At 61.8% G+C, this 21767-nt stretch carries 19 protein-coding genes and 1 riboswitch; of the genes, 7 read left to right on the forward strand and 12 right to left on the reverse strand.

Translation table 11 applies throughout. The annotated features are described in order from the left end of the window. Window positions 1-441: 441 nt before the first annotated feature. Together ASD32_RS12865 and ASD32_RS12870 are read left to right on the forward strand one after the other, a co-directional pair. Entirely contained in the window at window positions 442-1914 is a 1473-nt protein-coding gene (locus ASD32_RS12865; RefSeq protein WP_060638639.1) for a diguanylate cyclase, read from the forward strand. Between the two features lie 199 nt (window positions 1915-2113). After that, a complete protein-coding gene (locus ASD32_RS12870; protein ID WP_060638438.1) occupies window positions 2114-2914 on the forward strand; it encodes an APH(3'') family aminoglycoside O-phosphotransferase in 801 nt (266 codons plus the stop codon). 4 nt (window positions 2915-2918) lie between these two features. On the opposite strand, the gene ASD32_RS12875 is transcribed toward ASD32_RS12870, so the two are convergent. The 4 genes from ASD32_RS12875 to thiB all read right to left on the reverse strand — a co-directional run bounded on the left by ASD32_RS12875 (window position 2919) and on the right by thiB (window position 8280). Continuing rightward, on the reverse strand, window positions 2919-4343 hold the full coding sequence (locus tag ASD32_RS12875) for a M48 family metalloprotease (protein ID WP_244490167.1): 1425 nt from the start codon (window positions 4341-4343) through the stop codon (window positions 2919-2921). A gap of 370 nt (window positions 4344-4713) precedes the next feature. Next, a complete protein-coding gene (locus tag ASD32_RS12880; protein WP_060638440.1) occupies window positions 4714-5436 on the reverse strand; it encodes an ATP-binding cassette domain-containing protein in 723 nt (240 codons plus the stop codon). Further along, window positions 5423-7060, reverse strand: a complete 1638-nt coding sequence (thiP, locus tag ASD32_RS12885; RefSeq protein ID WP_060638640.1) for a thiamine/thiamine pyrophosphate ABC transporter permease ThiP — start codon at window positions 7058-7060, stop codon at window positions 5423-5425. The genes ASD32_RS12880 and thiP overlap by 14 nt, the downstream gene beginning before the upstream one ends. A 209-nt stretch (window positions 7061-7269) precedes the next feature. Further along, entirely contained in the window at window positions 7270-8280 is a 1011-nt protein-coding gene (gene thiB / locus ASD32_RS12890; RefSeq protein ID WP_060638441.1) for a thiamine ABC transporter substrate binding subunit, read from the reverse strand. 39 nt (window positions 8281-8319) lie between these two features. Next, a riboswitch (TPP riboswitch) is annotated at window positions 8320-8440 on the reverse strand. Between the two features lie 150 nt (window positions 8441-8590). On the opposite strand from thiB, the gene ASD32_RS12895 reads away from it, so the two are divergent. Beyond that, window positions 8591-9121 carry a histidine phosphatase family protein gene (locus tag ASD32_RS12895; RefSeq protein WP_060638442.1) on the forward strand — a complete coding sequence of 177 codons (531 nt, stop codon included), beginning with the start codon at window positions 8591-8593 and terminating at the stop codon, window positions 9119-9121. An 11-nt stretch (window positions 9122-9132) separates the two neighbouring features. On the opposite strand, the gene ASD32_RS12900 is transcribed toward ASD32_RS12895, so the two are convergent. Further along, on the reverse strand, window positions 9133-9681 hold the full coding sequence (locus ASD32_RS12900; protein WP_060638443.1) for a L,D-transpeptidase family protein: 549 nt from the start codon (window positions 9679-9681) through the stop codon (window positions 9133-9135). A gap of 142 nt (window positions 9682-9823) precedes the next feature. Here ASD32_RS12900 and ASD32_RS12905 point away from each other — a divergent pair, with 142 nt between their 5' ends. The 3 genes from ASD32_RS12905 (at window position 9824) to ASD32_RS12915 (ending at window position 12179) form a co-directional block, all read left to right on the forward strand. After that, window positions 9824-10507 carry a response regulator transcription factor gene (locus ASD32_RS12905; protein ID WP_060638444.1) on the forward strand — a complete coding sequence of 228 codons (684 nt, stop codon included), beginning with the start codon at window positions 9824-9826 and terminating at the stop codon, window positions 10505-10507. A 51-nt stretch (window positions 10508-10558) separates the two neighbouring features. Next, window positions 10559-11014, forward strand: a complete 456-nt coding sequence (locus ASD32_RS12910) for a cyclic nucleotide-binding domain-containing protein (protein WP_060638445.1) — start codon at window positions 10559-10561, stop codon at window positions 11012-11014. A 142-nt stretch (window positions 11015-11156) separates the two neighbouring features. Further along, entirely contained in the window at window positions 11157-12179 is a 1023-nt protein-coding gene (locus tag ASD32_RS12915; RefSeq protein WP_060638446.1) for an LLM class flavin-dependent oxidoreductase, read from the forward strand. Window positions 12180-12256: 77 nt separating this feature from the next. Here ASD32_RS12915 and ASD32_RS12920 read toward each other — a convergent pair whose 3' ends face one another. The 6 genes from ASD32_RS12920 to tesB all read right to left on the reverse strand — a co-directional run bounded on the left by ASD32_RS12920 (window position 12257) and on the right by tesB (window position 20041). Continuing rightward, window positions 12257-13063: an exodeoxyribonuclease III gene (locus ASD32_RS12920; protein WP_060638447.1), complete on the reverse strand. Its 807-nt coding sequence runs from the start codon at window positions 13061-13063 to the stop codon at window positions 12257-12259. A gap of 372 nt (window positions 13064-13435) precedes the next feature. Beyond that, window positions 13436-14086: an outer membrane lipoprotein carrier protein LolA gene (locus tag ASD32_RS12925; RefSeq protein WP_060638641.1), complete on the reverse strand. Its 651-nt coding sequence runs from the start codon at window positions 14084-14086 to the stop codon at window positions 13436-13438. A 149-nt stretch (window positions 14087-14235) separates the two neighbouring features. Further along, complete coding sequence (locus ASD32_RS12930; protein ID WP_060638642.1) at window positions 14236-16911, reverse strand: DNA translocase FtsK; 2676 nt, start codon at window positions 16909-16911, stop codon at window positions 14236-14238. Between the two features lie 276 nt (window positions 16912-17187). Continuing rightward, window positions 17188-18552, reverse strand: coding sequence for an ammonium transporter (locus ASD32_RS12935; protein ID WP_060638448.1), 1365 nt, complete (start codon window positions 18550-18552; stop codon window positions 17188-17190). A 29-nt stretch (window positions 18553-18581) separates the two neighbouring features. Continuing rightward, on the reverse strand, window positions 18582-18932 hold the full coding sequence (locus ASD32_RS12940; protein ID WP_060638449.1) for a P-II family nitrogen regulator: 351 nt from the start codon (window positions 18930-18932) through the stop codon (window positions 18582-18584). Between the two features lie 224 nt (window positions 18933-19156). Beyond that, window positions 19157-20041, reverse strand: coding sequence for an acyl-CoA thioesterase II (gene tesB, locus ASD32_RS12945; RefSeq protein WP_060638450.1), 885 nt, complete (start codon window positions 20039-20041; stop codon window positions 19157-19159). A 102-nt stretch (window positions 20042-20143) separates the two neighbouring features. Between tesB and ASD32_RS12950 the strand changes: the two genes are divergently transcribed. Then, on the forward strand, window positions 20144-21358 hold the full coding sequence (locus ASD32_RS12950) for a ubiquinone biosynthesis hydroxylase (protein ID WP_060638451.1): 1215 nt from the start codon (window positions 20144-20146) through the stop codon (window positions 21356-21358). Between the two features lie 216 nt (window positions 21359-21574). Here the strand turns inward: ASD32_RS12950 and ASD32_RS12955 are convergent, their stop codons facing one another. Then, complete coding sequence (locus tag ASD32_RS12955) at window positions 21575-21763, reverse strand: Trm112 family protein (protein WP_060638452.1); 189 nt, start codon at window positions 21761-21763, stop codon at window positions 21575-21577. Between the last annotated feature and the right edge of the window lie 4 nt (window positions 21764-21767).

Consider the following 21767-nt stretch of genomic DNA (forward strand, 5'->3'; position numbering starts at 1 on the left):
CCCAGCCAAATGTGTAAAGCATGTCTCCGAACACCTGTCAGGGATGTCTCCGGGCTTTACATCTGTGGCGGGGATCCAGTGACCCGACGTCCGTCGGGTCAAAAGACTATTTCAGATCAATGACTTGACTGTCTTGAGTCTAGTTAAAATCAATTTCCTTAAGCCAAAGGGGGAAGGAAGAAGGAATTCAGCAACCCGTTCCATTTCCAACATGATCTGCAGGACAATTGGAAATAGCCTTTCGGTAATCTCAACCCCTCCTCTGCCGGGTAAAGCTATTCAACCCGAGCTGTAAGCGCCAAATTCGGCCGAAACGACATCCCACCCTCAAATGTTGTGATGCAGCAATCAAGACGCGGTTTACCTTTCGCGGGTAAGACTGTGGATACGCATATCTCCGCCGGTTGCACCTCTTTCGCCGGCTCGCTTTCAGGTGGCACAATGCAAGACACATTCGAGTCCAGCGTCTTCAATCTTGCGCCGATTGCCATGTGGATCGAGGACTTCAGCGAGGTCAAAGCGCTGTTCGATATCTGGCGATCGCAGGGGATCACAGATATCCGCACCTTCCTGCGCGAAGACGTTTCGCGTATCGCGCAATGCTCCACACTGATCCGCGTTATCGATGTCAACCGGAAGACGCTTGAGCTCTTTGAGGCCGATGACGTCGATCATCTTCGCTTCGGTGTGGCGCAGATCTTCCGCGACGACATGCTCGAAACCCATATCAATGAACTGGCCGACCTCTTCGACGGAAAGCTGGCGTTTTCCAGCACCACCGTCAACTACACGCTTTCAGGCCGCCGCCTCGATATCCAGCTTCGTGGCGCCGTCATGCCGGGCCATGAGGGCTCGCTTGCCAAGATATTGCTGACCACCGAGGACATTACCGCGCGCGAAGACGCGCGCCGGGCTGAGATCACGCAGAGGCTCTATGCCGAAGGCATTTTCGAGCATTCGCCGGTCTCGCTGTGGATCGAGGATTTCAGCCGCATCAAGACGCTGATCGAGGATATCCGCGCCCGCGGCATCGTTGATTTTCGCACCTTCATGGATGTCCACCCGGAATTCGTCACACAGTGCATGAGCGAAATCCGCGTCATCGACGTCAACCAGGCCACGCTCGACCTGTTCTGCGCGTCAGACCGCATGACGCTGCTGCAGCGGCTCAGCGACATCTTCCGCGGCGACATGGAAAAGCCGTTCCGCGAGCAGCTGATCGAACTCTGGAACGGAAACCTGTTCCACCACCGCGAAGTCATCAACTATGCGCTGGATGGGTCGGAGCGGCACATTCTGCTGCATTTTTCGGTCTTTCCCGGCCGCGAACACGACTGGGCCCGCGTCCAGGTCGCGCTCACCGATATCACCGCGCGCAAGAAGGCCGAGGCCTATCTCGAATATCTCGGCAAGCACGATGTGCTCACCAAGCTCTACAACCGCGCCTTCTATGCCGAGGAGATCAACCGGCTGGAACGCAAGTCGCTGCGCCCGATTTCGGCCATTATCATCGATCTCAACGGACTGAAGGAAGCCAACGATCAGCTCGGCCACGATGCCGGCGATGCCCTGTTGCGCCGGTTCGGCGAAATCCTCAATGGCGCGGTGTCGCAGCCCAACCATGCAGCCCGCATCGGCGGCGACGAATTCGCCGTCCTCTTGCCGGGCGCTGACAACAAGGCAGCGGCCGCGATCATGGATACGATCAACGAGCTCCTGAAGATCAACAACCAGTTCTACTCGAGCGCGCCGCTCACCATGTCCTTCGGCGTCGCCACCAGCGAACAGGGCGAATCCATGGAATCCCTCGTCCAGCGCGCCGACACGTTGATGTACGAGCACAAGCGGGCCTTTTACGCTGCCAGGGGCACCTTGAGCGCAAGCGGCAGCCGCATCGCACGCCGGACCTCATAAGCGCAAAACGCCGGCATCTGGAAAGCAAACGTTAACAAAGACCAAAGCTCCGGGTCTGAGCTTCAAATGCAACTAACAGCATTCCCCCACTCGCCCGCAGCTGTCGCACGGCTTTGCACGCACGGCATTGATCCGCAAACGAAGCATTCCTAAATCAACGACCTTACCCCCGGAATCCTTCGCTCAGGACATTCCCGCCATGCCGCTTCATCTCCCGTCTTTCCTGCCTCAAAGCGCCGGCTGGCAGCCCGTCAGCCATGGTGAATCCGGCGATGCCGTTTTTCGCAGCGGTGATGCAAGCCGTTATGCGAAGGTTGCCGGCCCCGCCCGCCGGAAAGTGCTGGCGCAAGATCGGCGGCGGGTCGAATGGCTGTCAAAGACGGACATTGGCGCGCCGCGCGTGATGGACTGGATCGAGAGCGACGACGGCGCAGCCCTTATCCTCTCGGCGGTTCCCGGCATTCCCGCAAGCGCGCTTCCGGCGGCAGACCTGTTGAAAGCCTGGCCATCGATGGCCGAAACGTTGACAGCCCTGCACAGCCTGCCGGTGGCGTCCTGCCCCTTTTCCCGCCGCCTTGCCGATATGGTAGTGATCGCGCGCGATGTCGTTAACCGCGATGCCGTCAATCCGGAGTTCCTCTCCCCGCAAGACAAAGGCCGACCGCCTGCAGAACTTCTCGCCGAGATCGAGACGGAGGCGCCGCAGCGGCTTGAGCAGGAAAAGGCTGGTCTGGTGATCTGCCACGGCGACGCCTGCATGCCGAATTTCATGGTCGATCCTGAGACCCTGCGATGCACCGGCCTCATCGATCTCGGCCGTCTCGGCCTTGCCGATCGCCATGCCGACTTTGCGCTGATGCTGGCCAATGCGCGGGAAAGCTGGGAGACCGGGGCGCAGGCCGAAAGCGCCCGGCAGATCCTGTTCGGCATCAACGGCCTGACGGAGGACGACGGCCGCCTCGGCTTCTATCTCCGGCTCGACCCGCTGACCTGGGGCTGAGCCCTCATTCCGAAATGATCTTCACCCTGTCGCCGGGCTTCACCGTCGAGGTCACCTGCATGGCATTGATCAGGCGGAAGAGGTCGAGCTTGCGGTCGGTGCCCATCATCCGGGCCGACAGCGTTGCCAGCGTATCGCCCGGCCGGGCCGTGACCACGCGGATGCGCAGCGGCTTCAAAGCCGCCGCTTCCTGTGGCGTCATGCGGCGGAAGGAGGTTCGCAGCACATTGGCGGTTGGCTCCAGGCTCGGTGCGCCCTTCGGCACGGCGGTGAGGAAACGGTAGATCTGCGTGTCGATGCGGATCACGGTCACGTCGAAATCCCAGCGCTCGGCCGATGCCCGCGCCGTTGCCGCCTCCAGCCCGTTGATCTCCACGGCGCGGATCGTGTCCGGCTGCAGGCCGGTTACCCAGCCGCTGGCAATATAATCCGTCAGGCTGCGCTTCTGGCCATCGGCCACGCCGTCAAACCGGACCGCCGTCTCATCCGGCCCGGTCGCCAGCACCGCTTCCGCCTTGTTGTCGATCTGGAAGCCGGCGGGCACGTCGAAACGGATGCCGAGCTTGCCGTGCAGGAACGTCTGGCCGCGCACATAGCCTTCCTGCGGGCTATCGCCATAGAGCAGACCGTCGATACCGGCGAGATAATAGTCACGGCCCCGGTCACCCACGGCCCCTTCCGCCCCAAAGGCGCGGGCATGGCGGCGAGCGAGATCGACGCGCTGCGGCGCGCTCGGATGGCTCGACAGGAAGTCCAGGCTCTGGTCGCTGTCGGGATCGACCGAGGAGAAACGGCTATAGGCGGCCATCGAATCCAGGAAGCGCGCCGCCGCATAGGGGTCGTAGCCGGCTTCGCCCAGCATGCGCACGCCGATCACGTCAGCCTGCAATTCCTGATTGCGCGAGAATGCCGCCAGCCGCAGTTTGCCGCGCGCCAAGGCCTGCTTGCCGGCGAGATCGCTCGACAGCACCTCGGACACGACGCGGCTGGCAATCACCTCCGCCTCTTCGCGCTGCTGGCGCTCGATGCCGTGGTTGGCGGTCACATGCGCCATTTCATGGGAGAGCACGGCAGCCACTTCCGAGGCATCGTTGGCGAGCGCCAGAAGACCGCGCGTCACGTAGAGATAGCCGCCCGGCAGCGCAAAGGCGTTGATGGCGGGAGAATTGAGGATGGTGATCCGGTAGGACTGGTTCGGATTTTCCGAAACCGCCGTCAGCGCGCCGGTGATGCGGGCAACCAGGCGCTCGGTCTTTTCATCCTGATATTCGCCGCCATAGCTTGCGACGATGCGTGGATGTTCGCGCGCGCCGACCTGCGCACGCGGGTCGTTCTTCTGCACTTCCTCGACGATCTGCGGATTGGAGGATGGCGAAACCTTGGGCTCGTAGGTCTGCTCGATCACCGACTGGCAGGACGACAGCAGCATGCAACCCAGGAGCGCTGCGGCGGCGCGTGAGGGCACGCCGGCGCCTGCGCGCGTTACCCGCCTTTGCGTGCCTGTCGTTGTGCTCATCGCCTCAGCTCATTTCCAGTCTTCAAGCCAGCCGTGCAAACCGTTCAGGCCCTCGCACGCGTGCAAATTCAGTATTCATTACAGCCGTATAAATAGGTCCGGCGGCCGCTACGGCAATGACCTGCTGTAGCCTTTCGCGCCATATATGCCTAGCTTACCAGCACAGAAATAGTTTCCCCGTGATATCCCGGCCACGCCGCCCATAACAGGGTGGCGCGGGACATCGAAATCGCCGTCGCACAGGCTATCGTTCAAATTGTGGCAAGAGCATCGCAGGCGATGCTCACCGTCCGAGAAAGCGATCGACAGCCGCAAGGCCGGAATGCGCCAGAAACTGCGCCTTGGTCTCGTGCAGAATGATGCGGCCCTTGTCGAGAAAGAGCACGCTGTCGGCCATCATCCGGACATCGTCGGGATGATGGGTGATGACCAGGATCGTATGGCCTTCCTGCCGGTGCAGATCGAGAAGCAGATCGATCATCCCGGCGCGCAAGCCGGGATCAAGCGCCGCAAACGGCTCGTCGAGCAGAAGCACCGGCTTGCGGCGCACCAGAGCGCGCGCAAGCGCCACGCGCTGGCGTTCGCCCCCCGATAATGTCGGCGGCAAACGCTTGCCGAAACCGTCGAGCCCAACGCGGATGAGCGCGCTGGCGATCTTTGCCTTTTCCTTGAGGCCAAGCTTCAGCGCCGGATCGATGCCGAGCCCGATATTGGTGGCGACGTCGAGATGGGCAAACAGGTTATGCTCCTGAAAGATCACCGAGACCGGCCGCTCCGCCGGATCGCGCCCGGCCACATCTTCTCCGAGAATATCAACCCTGCCCGCATCCGGCGTCTCGAACCCGGCGATCACATTGAGCAGCGTCGATTTGCCGGACCCGGATGCGCCGGTCACGGCAACGATCTCACCCTTGCCGATAGCGCAATCGAACTGCAATTGCGTTGCCCCGAACCGCACCCGCACATCGCTGAGGCGAACCGCAATAGTCGTGTCAGGCGGCGGCATTTTTTCTCCTGTCAGCATCGGCGCGCGGCGTCCCGGCGATCGTCAGCACCAGGCAGACGAGGCCGAGAAACAGCGCCAGCCCGGCCGCATCGGTCGAGCGGTATCCGGCCATACGGCTATAGAGCAGCCAGGGCAAGGTCACCATATCCTGCGAGCCAAACAGCGCCACCGCGCCAAGATCGCCCAGCGACAGGGCGCAGGCAAAGGACAGGGCCATCATCAGCGGCCTGCGCAAGCCCGGCCAGTCGATCAGCCGCAGACGGTGCCAGCCGCCAAGACCGAGGCTGACGGCAAGCCTGCCGGTGCGCGCCGCATGGGTCGCCATGGCCGGCTCCAGCACGCGGTAGACGAAAGGCAGCGCCATCAGCGCATTGATCAGGATAACCAGCAGCGGCGCAAACCGGGCGACATCGCCGAGCGGCCGCAACAGCAGGAACCAGCCGGCCCCCAGAACCACGGGCGGCACCAGAAGCACTAGCGACGAACTGGCAGATATACCGGCCGCCAGCCCGCGTTGAACCATAATAGGCCGCCGTGGCGACAGCGCTACCTGCCGCGCCCGGATCATCACCGCAGCCGACAGGACGCAGAGCAGGCCGGAGGTGAGCGCGATGACGACGCTGGTAAGCAAGGCCCGCTGCACCATCGGATCGCTGGCAAGCCGGACAAGGTCGGAGCGCAGACCCGAGGCGACAACGGACCCAAGCGGCAGGACGAGGAACAGGACAGCCAGCGCGACCACCAGTCCGTCGGCCACCCGCCCAAACCCGCGGCGCCCATCGAACCGGCGCACCCGGCGCCCGCCGCCATGGCCATCGTCAACAGCCGGCGTCATCAGCCGGATTACAACCAGAAGCGTTGCGGTCACCGAAATCTGCAGCAGCGACAGGCCGATGGCGCGCGGCGGATCGAAATCGAACCGCAGCGCCTGGTAGATCGCCACCTCGATCGTGCTGGCCGCAGGCCCGCCGCCAAGCGTCAGCACCAGGGTAAAGCTGGTGGCGCAGAGCATGAAGATCAGCCCGGCGATCCCCGGCAACAGTCCCCGGATCGCCGGCCATTCGATAAAGCGGAAAATCGACAGCGGCCGCATACCGAGATTGGCCCCGGCAAGCCAATATTCGCCGGGAATACGCTCCAGCCCGCCCAGCATCAGTCGCGCGGCCAAAGGCATGTTGAAGAAGACATGCGCAACGAGAATGCCCGACAGGCCATAGACGCTGACAGGCTGATCAAGCCCCAAAGCCACCAGCCCCGTGTTCAAAACGCCCTGCCGCCCCCAGATCCCGATCAACCCGAGCGCCGCCACCAGCGCCGGCAACCCAAGCGGCAGCGCCATCAGCCGGATGATCCAGACGCGGCCGGGAAAATCCACCTGCCGCGCCAGCGCAAGCGCCACGGGAATGGCAAAGGCAATGGAGAGCATCGTGGACAGCGTCGCCTGCAACAGCGTGAACCGGGCCACACGCCAGACATAGGCATCAAACAGCGCCCCATCACGGGCAGACCCCGGCTCGTCGAACGCCAGAAGCGCAGCTCCCGCCAGGCAAACGAACAGCACGATGCCCCCAAGGCAGAGCGCCCCGGCGGTCAATGTCCATCGACGTTCAATACGGCCGATCATCATGGCCTTGTCATGTTTGCGTTAAATTCGGAGCATGCCGAAACCCACCCCCCTCTGTCACGTCCGTGACATCTCCCCCTCAAGGGGGGGAGATCATTCTTTTCCCTCATGGCGGCAGAGCTGGCGGCCAATCTCCCCCCTTGCGGGGGAGATGTCGGCGTCGCCGACAGAGGGGGGTGGTGCGGCAACCTCAAGAATCCGTAACCGCCTTAATTCCGGCTCATCGCCGCCAGCCATTCATCGATCCAGGCCTTGCGATTGGCCGCCACCGCGTCCGAAGACATCAAAAACGTCTTTTCCGGCGTCACCAGCTTGCCGAAAGCCTCCGGCAACGGCTCCTTGGTGGCGGCAACCGGCATCATCCAGTTGGTCGTCGGGATGATCGACTGGAACTCTGGCCCTGTAACAAAGGAGAGGAACTGTTTGGCGAGCGCCGGATCCTTGGCAGCCTTGGTGATGCCAGCCACTTCGATCTGGATGTAATGCCCCTCGGAAAACGCGGCCGCCTGATAACGGTCGGTGTTTTCGGCCACCATGTGATAGGCCGGCGACGTCGTATAGGACAGGACCATCGGCGCCTCGCCCTTGGTAAACAGGCCGTAGGCTTCCGACCAGCCGGGGGTGACGGTCAGCACGCGATTCTTGAGTTTCGCCCAGGCGGCAGGCGCGTCCGCGCCATAGACCGACTTGACCCACAGCAGCAGGCCAAGGCCCGGCGTCGAAGTGCGCGGGTCCTCGATGACAATCTTCTGGTCCGGATCGCCCTCAACCAGCTCCTTCAGGCTCTTGGGCGGCTGTTTCATCACCTGCGTGTCGTAGATCACGGCGAAATGGCCGTAGTCATAGGGCACGAACGTATCGTCGGAAAACCCGCCGGGCACCTTGACGGCGGAGGTATCGATGCCATGCGGCGCAAAGAAGCCGGTCGCCTTGGCCTCGGAGACCAGATTGGTATCGAGCCCGAGCACGATATCCGCCTTGGAAGAGGCGCCCTCGAGCTTCAGCCGGGTTAGAAGCTCGACGCCATCGGCAACGCTGACATAGGAAAGCTTGCAGCCGCAGGTCTCCTCGAACGCTTCCGCCACCTTGGCGCCGGGGCCCCATTCGCTGGTGAAGCTCTCATAGGTATAGACCGTCAGCACCTTGTCTTGCGAAAGCGCCGGAAACGGCGCAGCAAACACAGCCAAAGCCCCGATGAATGAAATGATCGCCTTGCGCATCCGCGCCTCCTTTAAATCCAAAAATTGGGAATAGGGCGCTGGAATGTGCCGCCTAATCCCTCCGCCGGTACAAACCGGATCAGGTTCTTCGGGTTGGCTTTGAAAAAGCCTCTCAGCCAAACGTTCTCATAAAGAACGGCCGGCACCCCGTTAGAGCAGGAGGAGGTTTAGCCCTGCGTGAAATGCTTGGCAAGGGGGCACAAAAATGCGCTTTGTGATATGGCGTGCAGGCGGTGGCACGGCCACGGTCAGGCCCCTCTTACTCATAAACAAATATCCCTGCCCTCAAGGGGGAGGCGGAAAGACGACAATGACCCGGAATTCCAACAACTGCCGTCTCATCCTCCTCCGCCACGCCAAATCCGCCTGGCCCGACGGTGTCATCGACGAGGAGCGCCCGCTGTCTGATCGCGGACGCAAGGCAGCCCCCGTCATCGGCGCCTATATGGCGCGTGAAAAACTGATCCCCGATCTCGCCCTCGTATCACCGGCCCGCCGCGCACGGGAGACTTGGCAGCTTGTCCATGAGGCTTTGCCGGACGGCGTAGCGGAGCGTCCGGCTGCAGGTCTTTACGAGGTTCCTGCAGACAATATTCTTGCGGTGATCCAGGCTACCGAACAAAATATCCGCAACCTGCTGCTTATCGGGCATAATCCGGGCCTGGAGGACCTTGCGTCGTTGCTTATGAAAGATGGCGATGCCGGTGCTGTCGCCAGGATACGCGAAAAATTCCCGACGGCCGGTCTTGCGGTGATCGATTTCGAGATCGGCGGATGGGATGCGGTTGCAGCAGGGACCGGGTATCTCGAGCGGTTCGTGACGCCGCGTTTTCTGGGCTGACCGCGCTCGCGCTACAGGACTTTGACCACCGTGCCCCGCCGCATGAACCGCAAGAGCCGCTTCATGGCCGGCAGGCTGACCGCCACGCAGCCTTCTGTCGGCGGATAGCCTGGTTTGGCAAGGTGGAAGAAGATCGCCGAGCCGCCATGGCGTTTGCGGCTGCGCAGGTTCCAGTCCATCACCAGGCAGACATCATAGAGCCCGTCATCCCGGCACATCTTTTCGTGGCTTGGCGTGAATGGCACGCTGACGGGACGGTTATAAAGCGCGTGGCGGGGCTCGTCGCACCAAAGCAAGTCCTTTGGCGTGAAGCGCAGCGGCAGGGCGGTTTGCAGGCGGGTGATCCGGTCGTGGCGGACATAGCCGCCGATCAGGCGCATGGGCGCGATCGGGGTGGCGCCGTCGCCTTCGCGCTTGCGCGCCGTCGTGCCGCTGCGGCCGATGGCGGCCTCCTCGGTGCGCCCGGCAAAGGTCACGAGCGCGCGCGTTGGATTTCCGGGCTTGGTCCTGACGGTGATGGTGCGGGTGGAACTCGCAACCTTTCGGGGTTTCAATCGCATTTTGCTCACAGTTTTTTGCGTTGTGCGTGATCTGAAACATAACAATAGCACTACACAATATGTAACAACCGGGTGAAAGCTTCCGCTGCTTGTCAAAAGCACCGATTGGGTTAGTTTCAACCGGAAGCAAGGAGAAAGACCCATGTCGGCCCGCACCATTCTTCTCGTCGATGACGACAACGACCTGCGCGAAACACTGGTGGAGCAGCTTGCCCTCTACGAGGAATTCACCATTCTGCAGGAATCGACGGCGGCCAAGGGCATCAATACCGCCCGCAACCAGCAGATCGCACTTCTGGTGATGGATGTCGGCCTGCCGGATATGGATGGCCGCGAGGCGGTCAAGCTTCTGCGCAAGGGCGGGTTCAAGCCGCCGATCATCATGCTGACTGGCCACGATACCGACAGCGACACGATCCTCGGCCTGGAAGCCGGCGCCAATGACTATGTCACCAAGCCCTTCCGTTTTGCCGTGCTTCTCGCCCGCATCCGGGCGCAGCTGCGCCAGCACGAGCAGAGCGAAGACGCCACCTTCACTGTCGGCCCCTACACGTTCAAACCCGGCCAGAAGCTCCTGACACTGGAAAACGGCCAGAAAATCCGGCTCACCGAAAAGGAAGCGGCGATCATCCGCTATCTCTATCGCGCCGAGCAGAAGGTCGTGACCCGCGATGTGCTCCTGGAAGAGGTCTGGGGCTATAATTCCGGCGTTACCACCCATACGCTGGAGACCCATGTCTACCGGCTGCGCCAGAAAATCGAACGCGACCCTTCCAATGCGGAGATTTTGGTGACAGAGAATGGCGGCTACAAGATAGTTCCCTAACGCCTGAGGCTTGATCCCATCCGGTGTCATGCCTCGCTTCGAGGTATCCCTTTGTCGCTGAACGACGATATCGCCCTTTTGTCCCTCGTGCCGCTGTTTGCGAATATCGATGACGACAAGCTGCGGCTGATCGCCTTCGGTGCCGAGCGCCGGCGTCTCAACAGGGGCCAGCAGCTGTTTCGCGAGGGTGCGCCGGCCGATTGCGCCTATGCCATTGCCAGCGGCTCCGTCACGCTGACGCGTCATCTTGTCGATGGCCGTGTCGAGGTGGTCGACACCGTTGGGCGCGGCACGTTGTTGTCCGAGTTGGCGATGATCTCCTTTGTCGAGCGCAAGTTCACGGCGACCGCCGAGGAAGACAGCGAAGTCATCCGCATCAACCGGCCGCTGTTTCGCCGCATGCTGGAGGAATACCCCGAGGTCGCCGTCGTCGTCGAGGGCCGGATCAAGGCAAACCTGCAGGCGATGATCAGCGCCATGCAGAAACTCGCGCCAAAATTCGGATAGGCGTTTCCTTGCAAGAGCGTTTCCTTTGAGGAGACAGTGTGTTTCGATTGTCGCGCGTCCGCAGCCGCGACATGCTCTTTCGCGCGCGGTAGTTCTTCCCCATCTATCGGACAACACATCGCCATTAGCGGGATAGACAATCATGAAGAAAATCGGATTCCTTTCATTCGGGCACTGGTCGCCCTCGCCGCAATCGGGCACGCGCTCGGCTGGTGACGCGCTGTTGCAGTCAATCGATCTGGCTGTTGCCGCCGAAGAGCTGGGCGCAGACGGCGCCTATGTCCGCGTCCACCATTTTGCCCGGCAGCTTGCCGCGCCCTTTCCGCTTCTGGCGGCCATCGGTGCCCGCACGAAGTCGATCGAGATCGGCACGGCCGTGATCGACATGCGCTATGAAAATCCGCTCTATATGGCTGAGGATGCCGGCAGCGCCGACCTGATATCGAACGGCCGCCTGCAGCTCGGCATCAGCCGCGGTTCGCCCGAGCAGGTGATCGACGGCTGGCGCTATTTCGGATTCGCGCCGCAGGACGGCGCAAGCGATGCCGACATGGCCCGCGCGCATACGCAAGCGTTTCTGGAGGTTTTGAAAGGCCAGGGCTTTGCCGAACCCAACCCGCGTCCGATGTTTCCCAATCCGCCGGGCCTGCTGCGGCTTGAGCCGCATTCGGAAGGCTTGCGCGAGCGCATCTGGTGGGGTGCGAGCTCGAATGCCACGGCGATCTGGGCTGCCAAGCTCGGCATGAACCTGCAGAGCTCGACGTTGAAGAACGACGAAACCGGTGAGCCCTTCCACGTCCAGCAGGCCGCGCAGATCCGCGCCTACCGCCAGGCCTTCCAGGAGGCAGGCCATGCGCGCACGCCGCGCGTGTCGGTCAGCCGCAGCATCTTCCCGCTGGTCGATGACCGCGACCGCGCCTATTTCGGTGGCGCCAGCAAGGAAAGCGATACGATCGGTTATATCGATGACCAGACACGGGCGATCTTCGGCCGCTCCTATGCCGCAGAACCCGAAGCGCTCATCCGGCAGCTGGCTGAGGATGAGGCAATTGCGGAGGCTGATACCCTGCTCCTCACCGTCCCAAACCAGCTGGGCGTGGATTACAACGCCCATGTCATCGAGGCGGTCTTGAAGCATATCGCCCCGGCGCTGGGCTGGCGATAGGATCTGCTACCGGCATTGATCAGGCGCGGCCTTATCCATCAGGAAAGCCGCGCCCGATTCAGCCTCCGTACGAGGCTCTAAAGATCGAAATGGGCGATGACCGGGACGTGGTCGGAAGGCCGTTCCCAACCGCGCGCTTCCTTCAGGATATCGACGCGGGTCAGGTGCGGGGAAAGGTCGGCGGATGACCAGACATGGTCGAGGCGGCGGCCCTTATTGGCCGCTTCCCAGTCCTTGGCGCGGTAGCTCCACCAGGTATAGAGCTTTTCCGGCGATGGCGTATGCTGGCGCATCAGATCCACCCAGCCACCACCGGTGAGTACCGCCGTCAGGCCTTCGGTCTCGATCGGCGTATGGCTGACGATCTTTAAGAGTTGCTTGTGCGACCAGACATCGTGCTCCAGCGGTGCGATGTTGAGATCGCCGACGAGGATGGAGGATATTCCCGCCTCGCTTTCGGCATGCAGCAGCTTCATCTCGTCGATGAAATCGAGCTTGTGGCCGAATTTCTGGTTGATCGTCCGGTCCGGCTCGTCGCCTCCGGCCGGCACATAGAAATTGTGCAGGCGGATTCTCTTGCCGGATTTTTCAAACACCACCGAGATATGCCGGGCATCGCCGACGCCGCAATAGTCGCGCCGGTCGGTCAGCTCATGCAACGGCAGGCGGGAAATGGTGGCGACGCCGTGATAGCCCTTCTGGCCATGGATGGCGATGTGCTCGTAACCCAGCGCCCTGAGCGGCGCGAAGGGGAAGAGGTCGTTGGTGACCTTGGTTTCCTGCAGGCAGAGAATATCCGGGGCTGCCGTCTTCAGGAGATGCTCGACCAGCGGCATGCGCAGGCGCACCGAATTGATGTTCCAGGTCGCGATCGACAATGCCATGCAGGGGGTTCTTTCCGTGAAAATGCTGCGTGAAAACGAACGCCGCCTTGCGCATTCGCCTAAGAGGTCTTGGAGGCGTTCATCTGCGCTCAAGCCCGTTTTGATCGCCGCTAACGGTGATATCTGTTGCCGCTCAGCTTTTCAATTGCCGCGATCCCGCTTCAGGATGCAGCTTTGCACAGCGCCTAAAACCCGGTGGCCTTGCGGTTTTATCACCGCGAGGGGTTTGCCCGGACCGTCCGTATGTTCGGAGCAGCATTCTGCTCGAAGGCAGGGATGTCGATGACGTCATGACGGTGCGCCGCACAAAGGCGGCGCACCGGACGGGTGGCTTTGAGCCTCAAGACCCCTGAACGGACAGGGTCTGTAAAATCACTGTTTGGGAATCTGGAAGACCTTGTCGTCCATCGGCACACCGTTCTTGACGTTGAAGATCATCACCGAGGTGTCCTTCTTCTGCGCGTCGGTGATCGTCCACTGGCGCAGGTCGTAGGTCTTCGGGTCAAACATCAGGGTGATCGTCGCATCGCCGAAGATGGTGCGGTCACCGAGCACGATGGTGATGAGGTCCGGCTCTTCCTTGACGTCGCGGACCATCTTGCCGCTCAGGTCGATCTCGTCCGACAGAAGCAGCTTCAGCGGGGTCTTTGACAGCGGATAGACGTCCCAGGTCTTCATTTTCTGGTTGCCGATGACCACGGTCCGGCCGTCGGAAATCACCCGCATTGGCGAGGGGGCATCATAGTTGAAGCGGATTTTTCCCGGGCGGCTGATGAAGAACTTGCCGCCGGTCTGTTCGCCGCGCGGGCCAAACTGTACAAATTCGCCGCTCATGGTTTTGACCGAGGCGAAATGGTTGGCGATCTTTTGCGCGACAACTGACTGCTGCGCCTGCGCGGGTTCTATGGGCATGCCGATGAAGGCCAGGGCAGCGACAACGGCGAGACCGCCGACGAAGCTGCGGCGTGACAGGGACAGACGTTTCGTATCCTGTTCAAAATGGCCGGTTCCGGTGTCTGTCATCGCAATCTCCTTCATTTCCAGTCTCATGTGGAGCGCAAGTACGGCACCTTCAAGGCCTTTGCCGCGCGCATCGTCATTTCGCCGTGAGACCATTCCCGGCAGGGCTTCGCCGGGAATGCCGCTTTGCCGTCAACGGCTTGCTTCAAGATTTATCGGCCGGTGATGTCGCTTTCGGTCGGCACCAGGATTTCGCGCTTGCCCGCATGGTTGGCGGCACCGATGATGCCTTCCTGCTCCATGCGCTCGATCAGCGAGGCCGCCCGGTTATAACCGATGCCGAGACGGCGCTGGACATAGGATGTGGACGCCTTGCCGTCGCGCAGAACGATGGCGACCGCCTGGTCATAGGGGTCGTCGGATTCGGCAAGGTTAGCGGTGCCGGCCGGGCCACTGCCGCCTTCGCCGTCATCGTCGTCATCCTCGGTGATGGCGTCGAGATATTGCGGCGAGCCCTGCGTCTTCAGATATTTGACGACGTCCTCGACCTCGGTGTCGGAAACGAACGGGCCGTGCACACGCTGGATGCGGCCGCCACCGGCCATATAGAGCATGTCACCCATGCCGAGCAGCTGTTCGGCGCCCTGTTCGCCGAGAATGGTGCGGCTGTCGATCTTCGACGTGACCTGGAAGGAGATGCGGGTCGGGAAGTTGGCCTTGATCGTGCCGGTGATGACATCGACCGACGGACGCTGCGTTGCCATGATCACGTGGATACCGGCGGCGCGCGCCATCTGCGCCAGACGCTGGACGGCGCCTTCGATATCCTTGCCGGCCACCATCATCAGGTCGGCCATTTCGTCGATGATGACGACGATATAGGGCATCGGCTGCAGGTCGAATTCTTCCGTCTCGTAGACGGCCTCGCCGGTCTGGCGGTCAAAGCCGGTCTGGACGGTGCGGCTGATCTGCTCGCCCTTGGCCATGGCCTGCTCGACACGCGAATTGAAGCCGTCGATGTTGCGCACGCCGATCTTCGACATCTTCTTGTAGCGCTCTTCCATCTCGCGCACGGTCCATTTCAGCGCGACGACGGCCTTCTTCGGATCGGTAACGACAGGCGAGAGCAGATGCGGAATGCCGTCATAGACGGAGAGTTCGAGCATCTTCGGATCGATCATGATCAACCGGCACTGTTCCGGCTTCAGCCGGTAGAGGATCGACAGGATCATGGTGTTGATGGCAACCGATTTACCCGATCCGGTTGTACCGGCAACGAGCAGATGCGGCATCTTGGCGATATCGACGATCACGGGTTCGCCGCCGATCGTCTTGCCGAGCGCCATGGCAAGACGGGTCTTGCTGGTCTCGAAATCGCGCGAGCCGATCAACTCGCGCAGGTAAACGGTCTCGCGGCGCTGGTTCGGCAGTTCGATGCCGATGGCGTTGCGGCCGGGAACCACGGCGACGCGGGCGGCGATCGCCGACATCGAGCGGGCGATATCGTCGGCCAGGCCGATGACGCGGGACGACTTGATTCCCGGTGCAGGTTCAAGCTCGTACATGGTGACCACGGGCCCCGGGCGGACATGGATGATCTCGCCCTTGACGCCAAAATCCTCCAGCACGCCTTCCAGCATGCGGGCATTCTGTTCCAGCGCATCGGCAGAGAGCGTTGCGTCGCGGGCAACGTTTTTCGGCTCGGCGAGGAAATGCAGCGGCGGCAAAGTAAAATCGTCATCATCGGAAACCAGCGAGGCCTGCGCCTCGCGCTCGATGCGCTGGCCGGTCTTGGGACGCGGGGCGGCCGGAACGACGCGGGCGGTGGCCTGCGGCATCGCCGGCTTGCGCGGTGCCGGAACCGGCGCCCAGTCGGCGGCGGGATCGATGTCATCATCGTCGTCGGGCATGATGTCGGTGGAGGCGCGGCGGTTGTCAAGAACGGGGAAATCGTCGTCCTCATCGTCCATCGACATGGGAGGGGCGTCCACGGTGCGGCGCTCGGAGCGGTCGAGAGACGGCTCGACCCGCTCGGAGCGGGCAATGGGTTTTGGACGCGACGGCTCGTTCAGCGTGCCGAATTCATCACCGTTGAAATCATAGGGTTCGTCATAGTCGCGCGTTGCCGGCTTGCGGCGGCCGGTCAGGCCGAACAGGCGGCGGATGCGGGCCTGGGCGGTAAAGCGCATATGGGTGAGTGCGCCGGCCATCACCATGATGATGCCTTCGGATTCGTCGTCTTCGGATTCGTCGCTGACGGTGCGGGCTTTGCTGGGCGCCGGTGCCTTAACGTCGATCTCGTCCTGAGGATCGGATACGCCGATGAGGCCGGCGCTGTAGATCAGGAAATAGGCGGCGGGAAGCGTGAAGAGAACAGCGAGAACCGTGCCGAACGTTCCGCTCGGGTAGGTGCCGGTGAAAAGGGCCGGAAAGCGCAGGATCATGTCGCCGAAGACGCCGCCAAGGCCGTTTGGCAGCGGCCAGGTGACCGGGGCCGGAATGCAGCTGAGCGCTGCGGACGCCAAGACCGAGCCCAAGAACCAGGCACCGGCGCGCTTGACGATATGATCGAAGGGCTTGGCCATGATCAGCACCAAACCCCAGGCAACCACGGGGAGCAGCGACACGACGCTCGCAATACCGAAGAACTGCATGAAGATATCGGCAAAGGCAGCACCGGTATAGCCGAGCAGATTGGTCGGGGCATCGGCGGTCGCATAGGAGAAGCTGGGGTCAGCGACATTCCAGGTCGATAGAGCGGCGATCGCGAAGCCGAGCGCGGCGAAGATCGCAAACCCCGCCAGGGCGGCGATCTGCTTCCAGACGAATGTGGAAAGCACAAACCGGTTGGAACGGTTGTCGTATACCGCCTGATTGCTTCTGCTCATGATGACCTGCTGCCTGTTATTCCGGAAAAACGCCATGCGCGCATGTTTCCAAGGTAAGCAGACGAGGGTTAAAGCCCTATTAACCTTGACGCTTCGTTTACGTGAAAGAGGGCTGATGGGCGAGTTTTCACCACTGGAACCGGTTTTGCGGCGGGCGAAGAACGTCTGAGAGCAAAAAAAGACCCGGACGGGAGGACCGGGTCAAAAGCGGTCGCGCACGAGGCGAAACCGCGACGGGACTGGTTGCGGAGCCGGTTTGCCGGCTCCGCAGGTTGCTTACGAGTGGTAGGCGGCTTCGCCGTGCGAGGAGAGGTCGAGACCTTCGCGTTCGGCTTCGACCGGAACACGCAGGCCGACGACCACATCGACGATCTTGTAGAGGATCGCCGAGCCGATGCCGCACCAGGCGATGGTGACGAGAACGGCATAGACCTGCGTCATGAACTGGCCGCCCATGGTGACGCCGTCGGCATAACCGATGCCGCCGAGCGAGGACGAGGCGAAGATGCCGGTGGCAAGAGCGCCGAACAGACCGCCGATGCCATGGACGCCGAACACGTCTGCCGTGTCGTCATAGCCGAACTTGTTCTTCACCACGGAGACGAAGAAGTAGCACAGCGGCGAAACGATCAGACCCATGACGATCGCACCCATCGGGCCGACAATGCCGGCGGCGGGGGTGACGGCGACGAGGCCGGCGATCATGCCGGACGCGGCGCCGAGCATGGACGCCTTGCCGCGGGTGAAGGTTTCAACCAGCGACCAGGAGATGATGGCAGCGGCCGTTGCGATGAAGGTGTTGACGGTGGCCAGCATTGCGCCGCCCGAGGCTTCGAGGTTGGAACCGGCATTGAAGCCGAACCAGCCGACCCAGAGCATGGCAGCACCGACGAGTGTCAGTGTCATGGAATGCGGAGCCATCATGTCCTTGCCGAAGCCTGTGCGCTTGCCGACCATGATCGCGCCGATCAGACCGGCAACGCCGGCGTTGATGTGAACGACCGTGCCGCCAGCGAAGTCGAGTGCACCCCAGCCGAAGATCAGGCCGTTTGCGTCCCAGACCATGTGGGCGATCGGGAAGTAGACGAAGGTTGCCCACAGGACGCAAAACAGGACCGCAGCCGAGAACTTGATGCGTTCGGCAAAGGCGCCGACGATCAGGGCGGGCGTGATGGCCGCGAAGGTCATCTGGAACATGATGAAGATCATTTCCGGAATGACGACGCCATCAGAGAACGTAGCGGCGGTGGAATCCATGGTGACGCCCGAGAGGAACATCTTGGCCGTGCCGCCCCAATAGGGCGATGTCGAGCCGCCGAAGGCGAAGGAATAGCCGTAGATGACCCAGATCAGCATGACGGCGGAGCCGGCAACGGTGCACTGCATCAGGACCGAGAGCATGTTCTTGGCGCGTACGAGGCCGCCGTAGAACAGGCCAAGGCCCGGGATGAGCATGAACAGGACGAGGATGGTGCAGACGAACATGAAGGCGGTATCGCCCTTGTCCGGAACCGGTGCGGCGGCGACTGCTTCGGCTGCTGCCGGGGCGGCTTCCTGCGCAAAGGCGACGGCCGGAGCGAGAAGAGCTGCGGCTGCAGCGCCCACGCGTCCAAGAGAGGTAGAAAGTTTAAATGAAGACATTGACATGTAGCTCCCTGAACGGCCGTGACTTACAGCGCTTCTGTGTCGGTTTCGCCGGTACGAATGCGCACGGCATGGTCAATCGAGTAGACGAAGATCTTGCCGTCGCCGATCTGGCCGGTCTTGGCTGACGTGGCGATCGCTTCCACGGCCTTGTCGACGATTTCGGTGGCAACGGCGATTTCGATCTTCAGTTTTGGCAGGAAGCTCACGGCGTATTCGGTGCCGCGGTAAATTTCCGTATGTCCCTTCTGACGTCCGTAACCCTTCACTTCGGTCACGGTCAGGCCTTGGATGCCAACGGCAGTGAGGGCTTCGCGAACCTCATCGAGCTTGAACGGCTTGATAATGGCCATCACAATTTTCATCTGGTTTCCCATCCTTGTTCCACTTTCGGCTCGGGGCCGTCTCTCCTTGCCGCCGAGCACATTTCCCCAACGACTGCTCTTAGCTATTCAAGGGGCGTGCCAGTTTGGGAGTGGATGGGTAAGTCCATGAAAAGACATGGAAATGCCACATTCCGCCGGGGACTTCCGGCGGAATATCAAAAATTTGTCAAATTAAACGATGAAAAAATAGGCTGAATCGAAAAATTGGCGTTTTTTTATTCAGATGCCTTTTTCCGGATCAGGCCTTCCTGGGCAACGGAAGCGATGAGCATCCCGGAGCGATCAAAAAGGCTGCCACGCGTCATGCCACGTGCACCGAAAGCGCTGGGGCTGTCTTGCGTGTAGAGCAGCCAGTCGTCCATGCGGCAGGGGCGATGGAACCACATGGCATGGTCGAGGCTCGCCACCTGCAAGTCGCGGTCAAACACCGAGGTGCCGTGCGCGTAAAGTGCGGTGTCCAGCAGGGTCATGTCGGAGATATAGGCAAGCACCGCCGCCTGGATATGGCGCTCGTCCGGAACGGTGCCGACGGCTTTCACCCAGACGTCCTGCGACGGCTCCAGTTTGTCGCGCGAAAAATAGTGCTTCAGCGAAACCGGGCGGATCTCGATCGGTCTTGGCCGCTCCCAGTACCGGCGGACGGCTTCCGGCGCATTGGCGAGATATTTTTCCTTAATATCCTGTTCGCCCATCAGCGTTTCCGGCGGCGCGAGATCCGGCATGGTGATCTGGTGGTCGAAGCCCTCCTCGTCGAACTGGAAGGAGGCCGAGAGCGAGAAGATCGCCTTGCCATGCTGGATGGCAACGACGCGGCGGGTGGCAAAGCTCGATCCGTCGCGGATGCGGTCGACATCGTATATGATCGGCACGGCGGGATCGCCCGGTCGCATGAAATAGGCGTGCAGCGAATGCACGTAGCGGCCTTCGCTGACGGTGCGCTGGGCTGCCACCAGCGCCTGACCGATGACCTGCCCGCCGAACACGCGCTGCCAGCCGACCTGCGGCGAGCGGCCGCGAAACAGGTTCTCCTCCAGCTTCTCCAGATCCAGCGTCTGCAACAGGACGTCCATCGGGGCGGGGTTTTCGGCAGGGCGCGGCATTTCGGCAATCTCCTCGGGTCGAGCGCCCAAGCGGTAGGAACGAGCGCATCAATGATCTATATAGGCCATAAGCAATGCTCAAGAGCGACGGGAGAATGAGAGATGATCGATGTGCTGATTGCGGGCGGCGGTTATGTCGGGTTGTCGCTGGCCGTATCCGTCAAGAAGGCCGCCCCGCATCTGTCCGTGAGCCTGATCGACGGCGCGCCGGAAACCGCCTGGAAAAAGGACGAGCGCGCCTCGGCGATCATCGCGGCGGCTTCGCAGATGCTCGACGTGCTCGGCGTCTGGAGCGAAATCGAGCCGGAGGCCGAACCGATCCGGCGCATGGTCATTACCGATTCAAAGACCGCCGATCCGGTCCGCCCGGTCTTCCTGACCTTCGAGGACGAAAAGGTCGAGGGCCGGCCTTTTGCCCATATGGTGCCGAATGTCGCCCTGGTCGGCGCATTGCGCAGGGCTGCCCTGGAGCTCGGCGTCGAGATCCTGCAATCGACGGCGGCTGCAGGTTTCAAGAGCGGCGATCACTCGGTTTCCATCGACCTTGCGAAGGGCGGGGCGATCGAAGCGCGGCTGCTGGTGGCCTGCGATGGCGTGCGCTCGAAACTGCGCGATGCCGCCGGCATCAAGACCGTCGATTTCGATTATGGCCAGTCCGGTATCGTCACGACAGTCGAGCACGAGCGGCCGCATGAGGGCACGGCGGAAGAGCATTTCCTGCCCGCCGGCCCCTTTGCAACGCTGCCGCTCAAGAACAACCGTTCCTCGCTGGTCTGGACCGAGCGGACGCGCGATGCCGACCGGCTGATCGCCAGCGACGATCTGGTGTTCGAGGAAGAGCTGGAGCGCCGCTTCGGCCATAAACTCGGCACGCTGAAGGTCGTCGGCGGACGCCGCGCCTTTCCGCTGGGGCTGACGCTGGCACGCGATTTCATCGCGCCGCGCTTTGCCCTTGCCGGCGATGCCGCCCATGGCATTCACCCGATTTCGGGCCAGGGCCTCAATCTCGGCTTCAAGGACGTGGCAGCCCTTGCCGAAACCATCGTCGATGCTGACCGCCTCGGTCTCGATATCGGTTCGCTCGCCGTGCTCGAACGCTACCAGAGCTGGCGCCGCTTCGACACATTCCGCATGGGGGTCACCACCGACGTGCTGAACCGGCTGTTTTCCAACGATGTCACACCGGTGCGCGCCCTGCGCGATTTTGGACTGGGGCTCGTCGATCGCATGCCATCGGTCAAATCGTTCTTCATCCGCCAGGCGTCGGGGCTTGGTGGGCAGACCGAACCGAAGATGCTGGGCGGTCAGGCGATTTGAACGGGGTGCCGGTCATCGTCGCATTGTCAGCACGTGTGGAACCTTACCCCCTCTGTCACTATCGTGACATCTCCCCCTCAAGGGGGGAGATCATTCTTTTTCCTTGTGCCCGAAGCCAATGGTGATCTCCCCCCTTGAGGGGGAGATGTCGGCGTAGCCGACAGAGGGGGGTGTTTCGCCAATCTCACCAGCCTAAGCGGAAGTGAGGAGGTCGCCTCAATCCTCGATCTTGCGCGCCTCGGAAATCAGCATGATCGGGATGCCATCGCGGATCGGGTAGGCAAGTCTTGCCTTTTCCGAAATCAGCTCGTTGTCAGCAGCGTGGTAGCTGAGGCGGCCTTTGGTCAGCGGGCAGACCAGAAGTTCAAGCAGTTTGGGATCGACCCGGCTGGTCCTGTCTTCCATCTGA

It is taken from the genome of Rhizobium sp. Root483D2, from assembly GCF_001426685.1.
Lineage (GTDB): Bacteria > Pseudomonadota > Alphaproteobacteria > Rhizobiales > Rhizobiaceae > Pararhizobium > Pararhizobium qamdonense.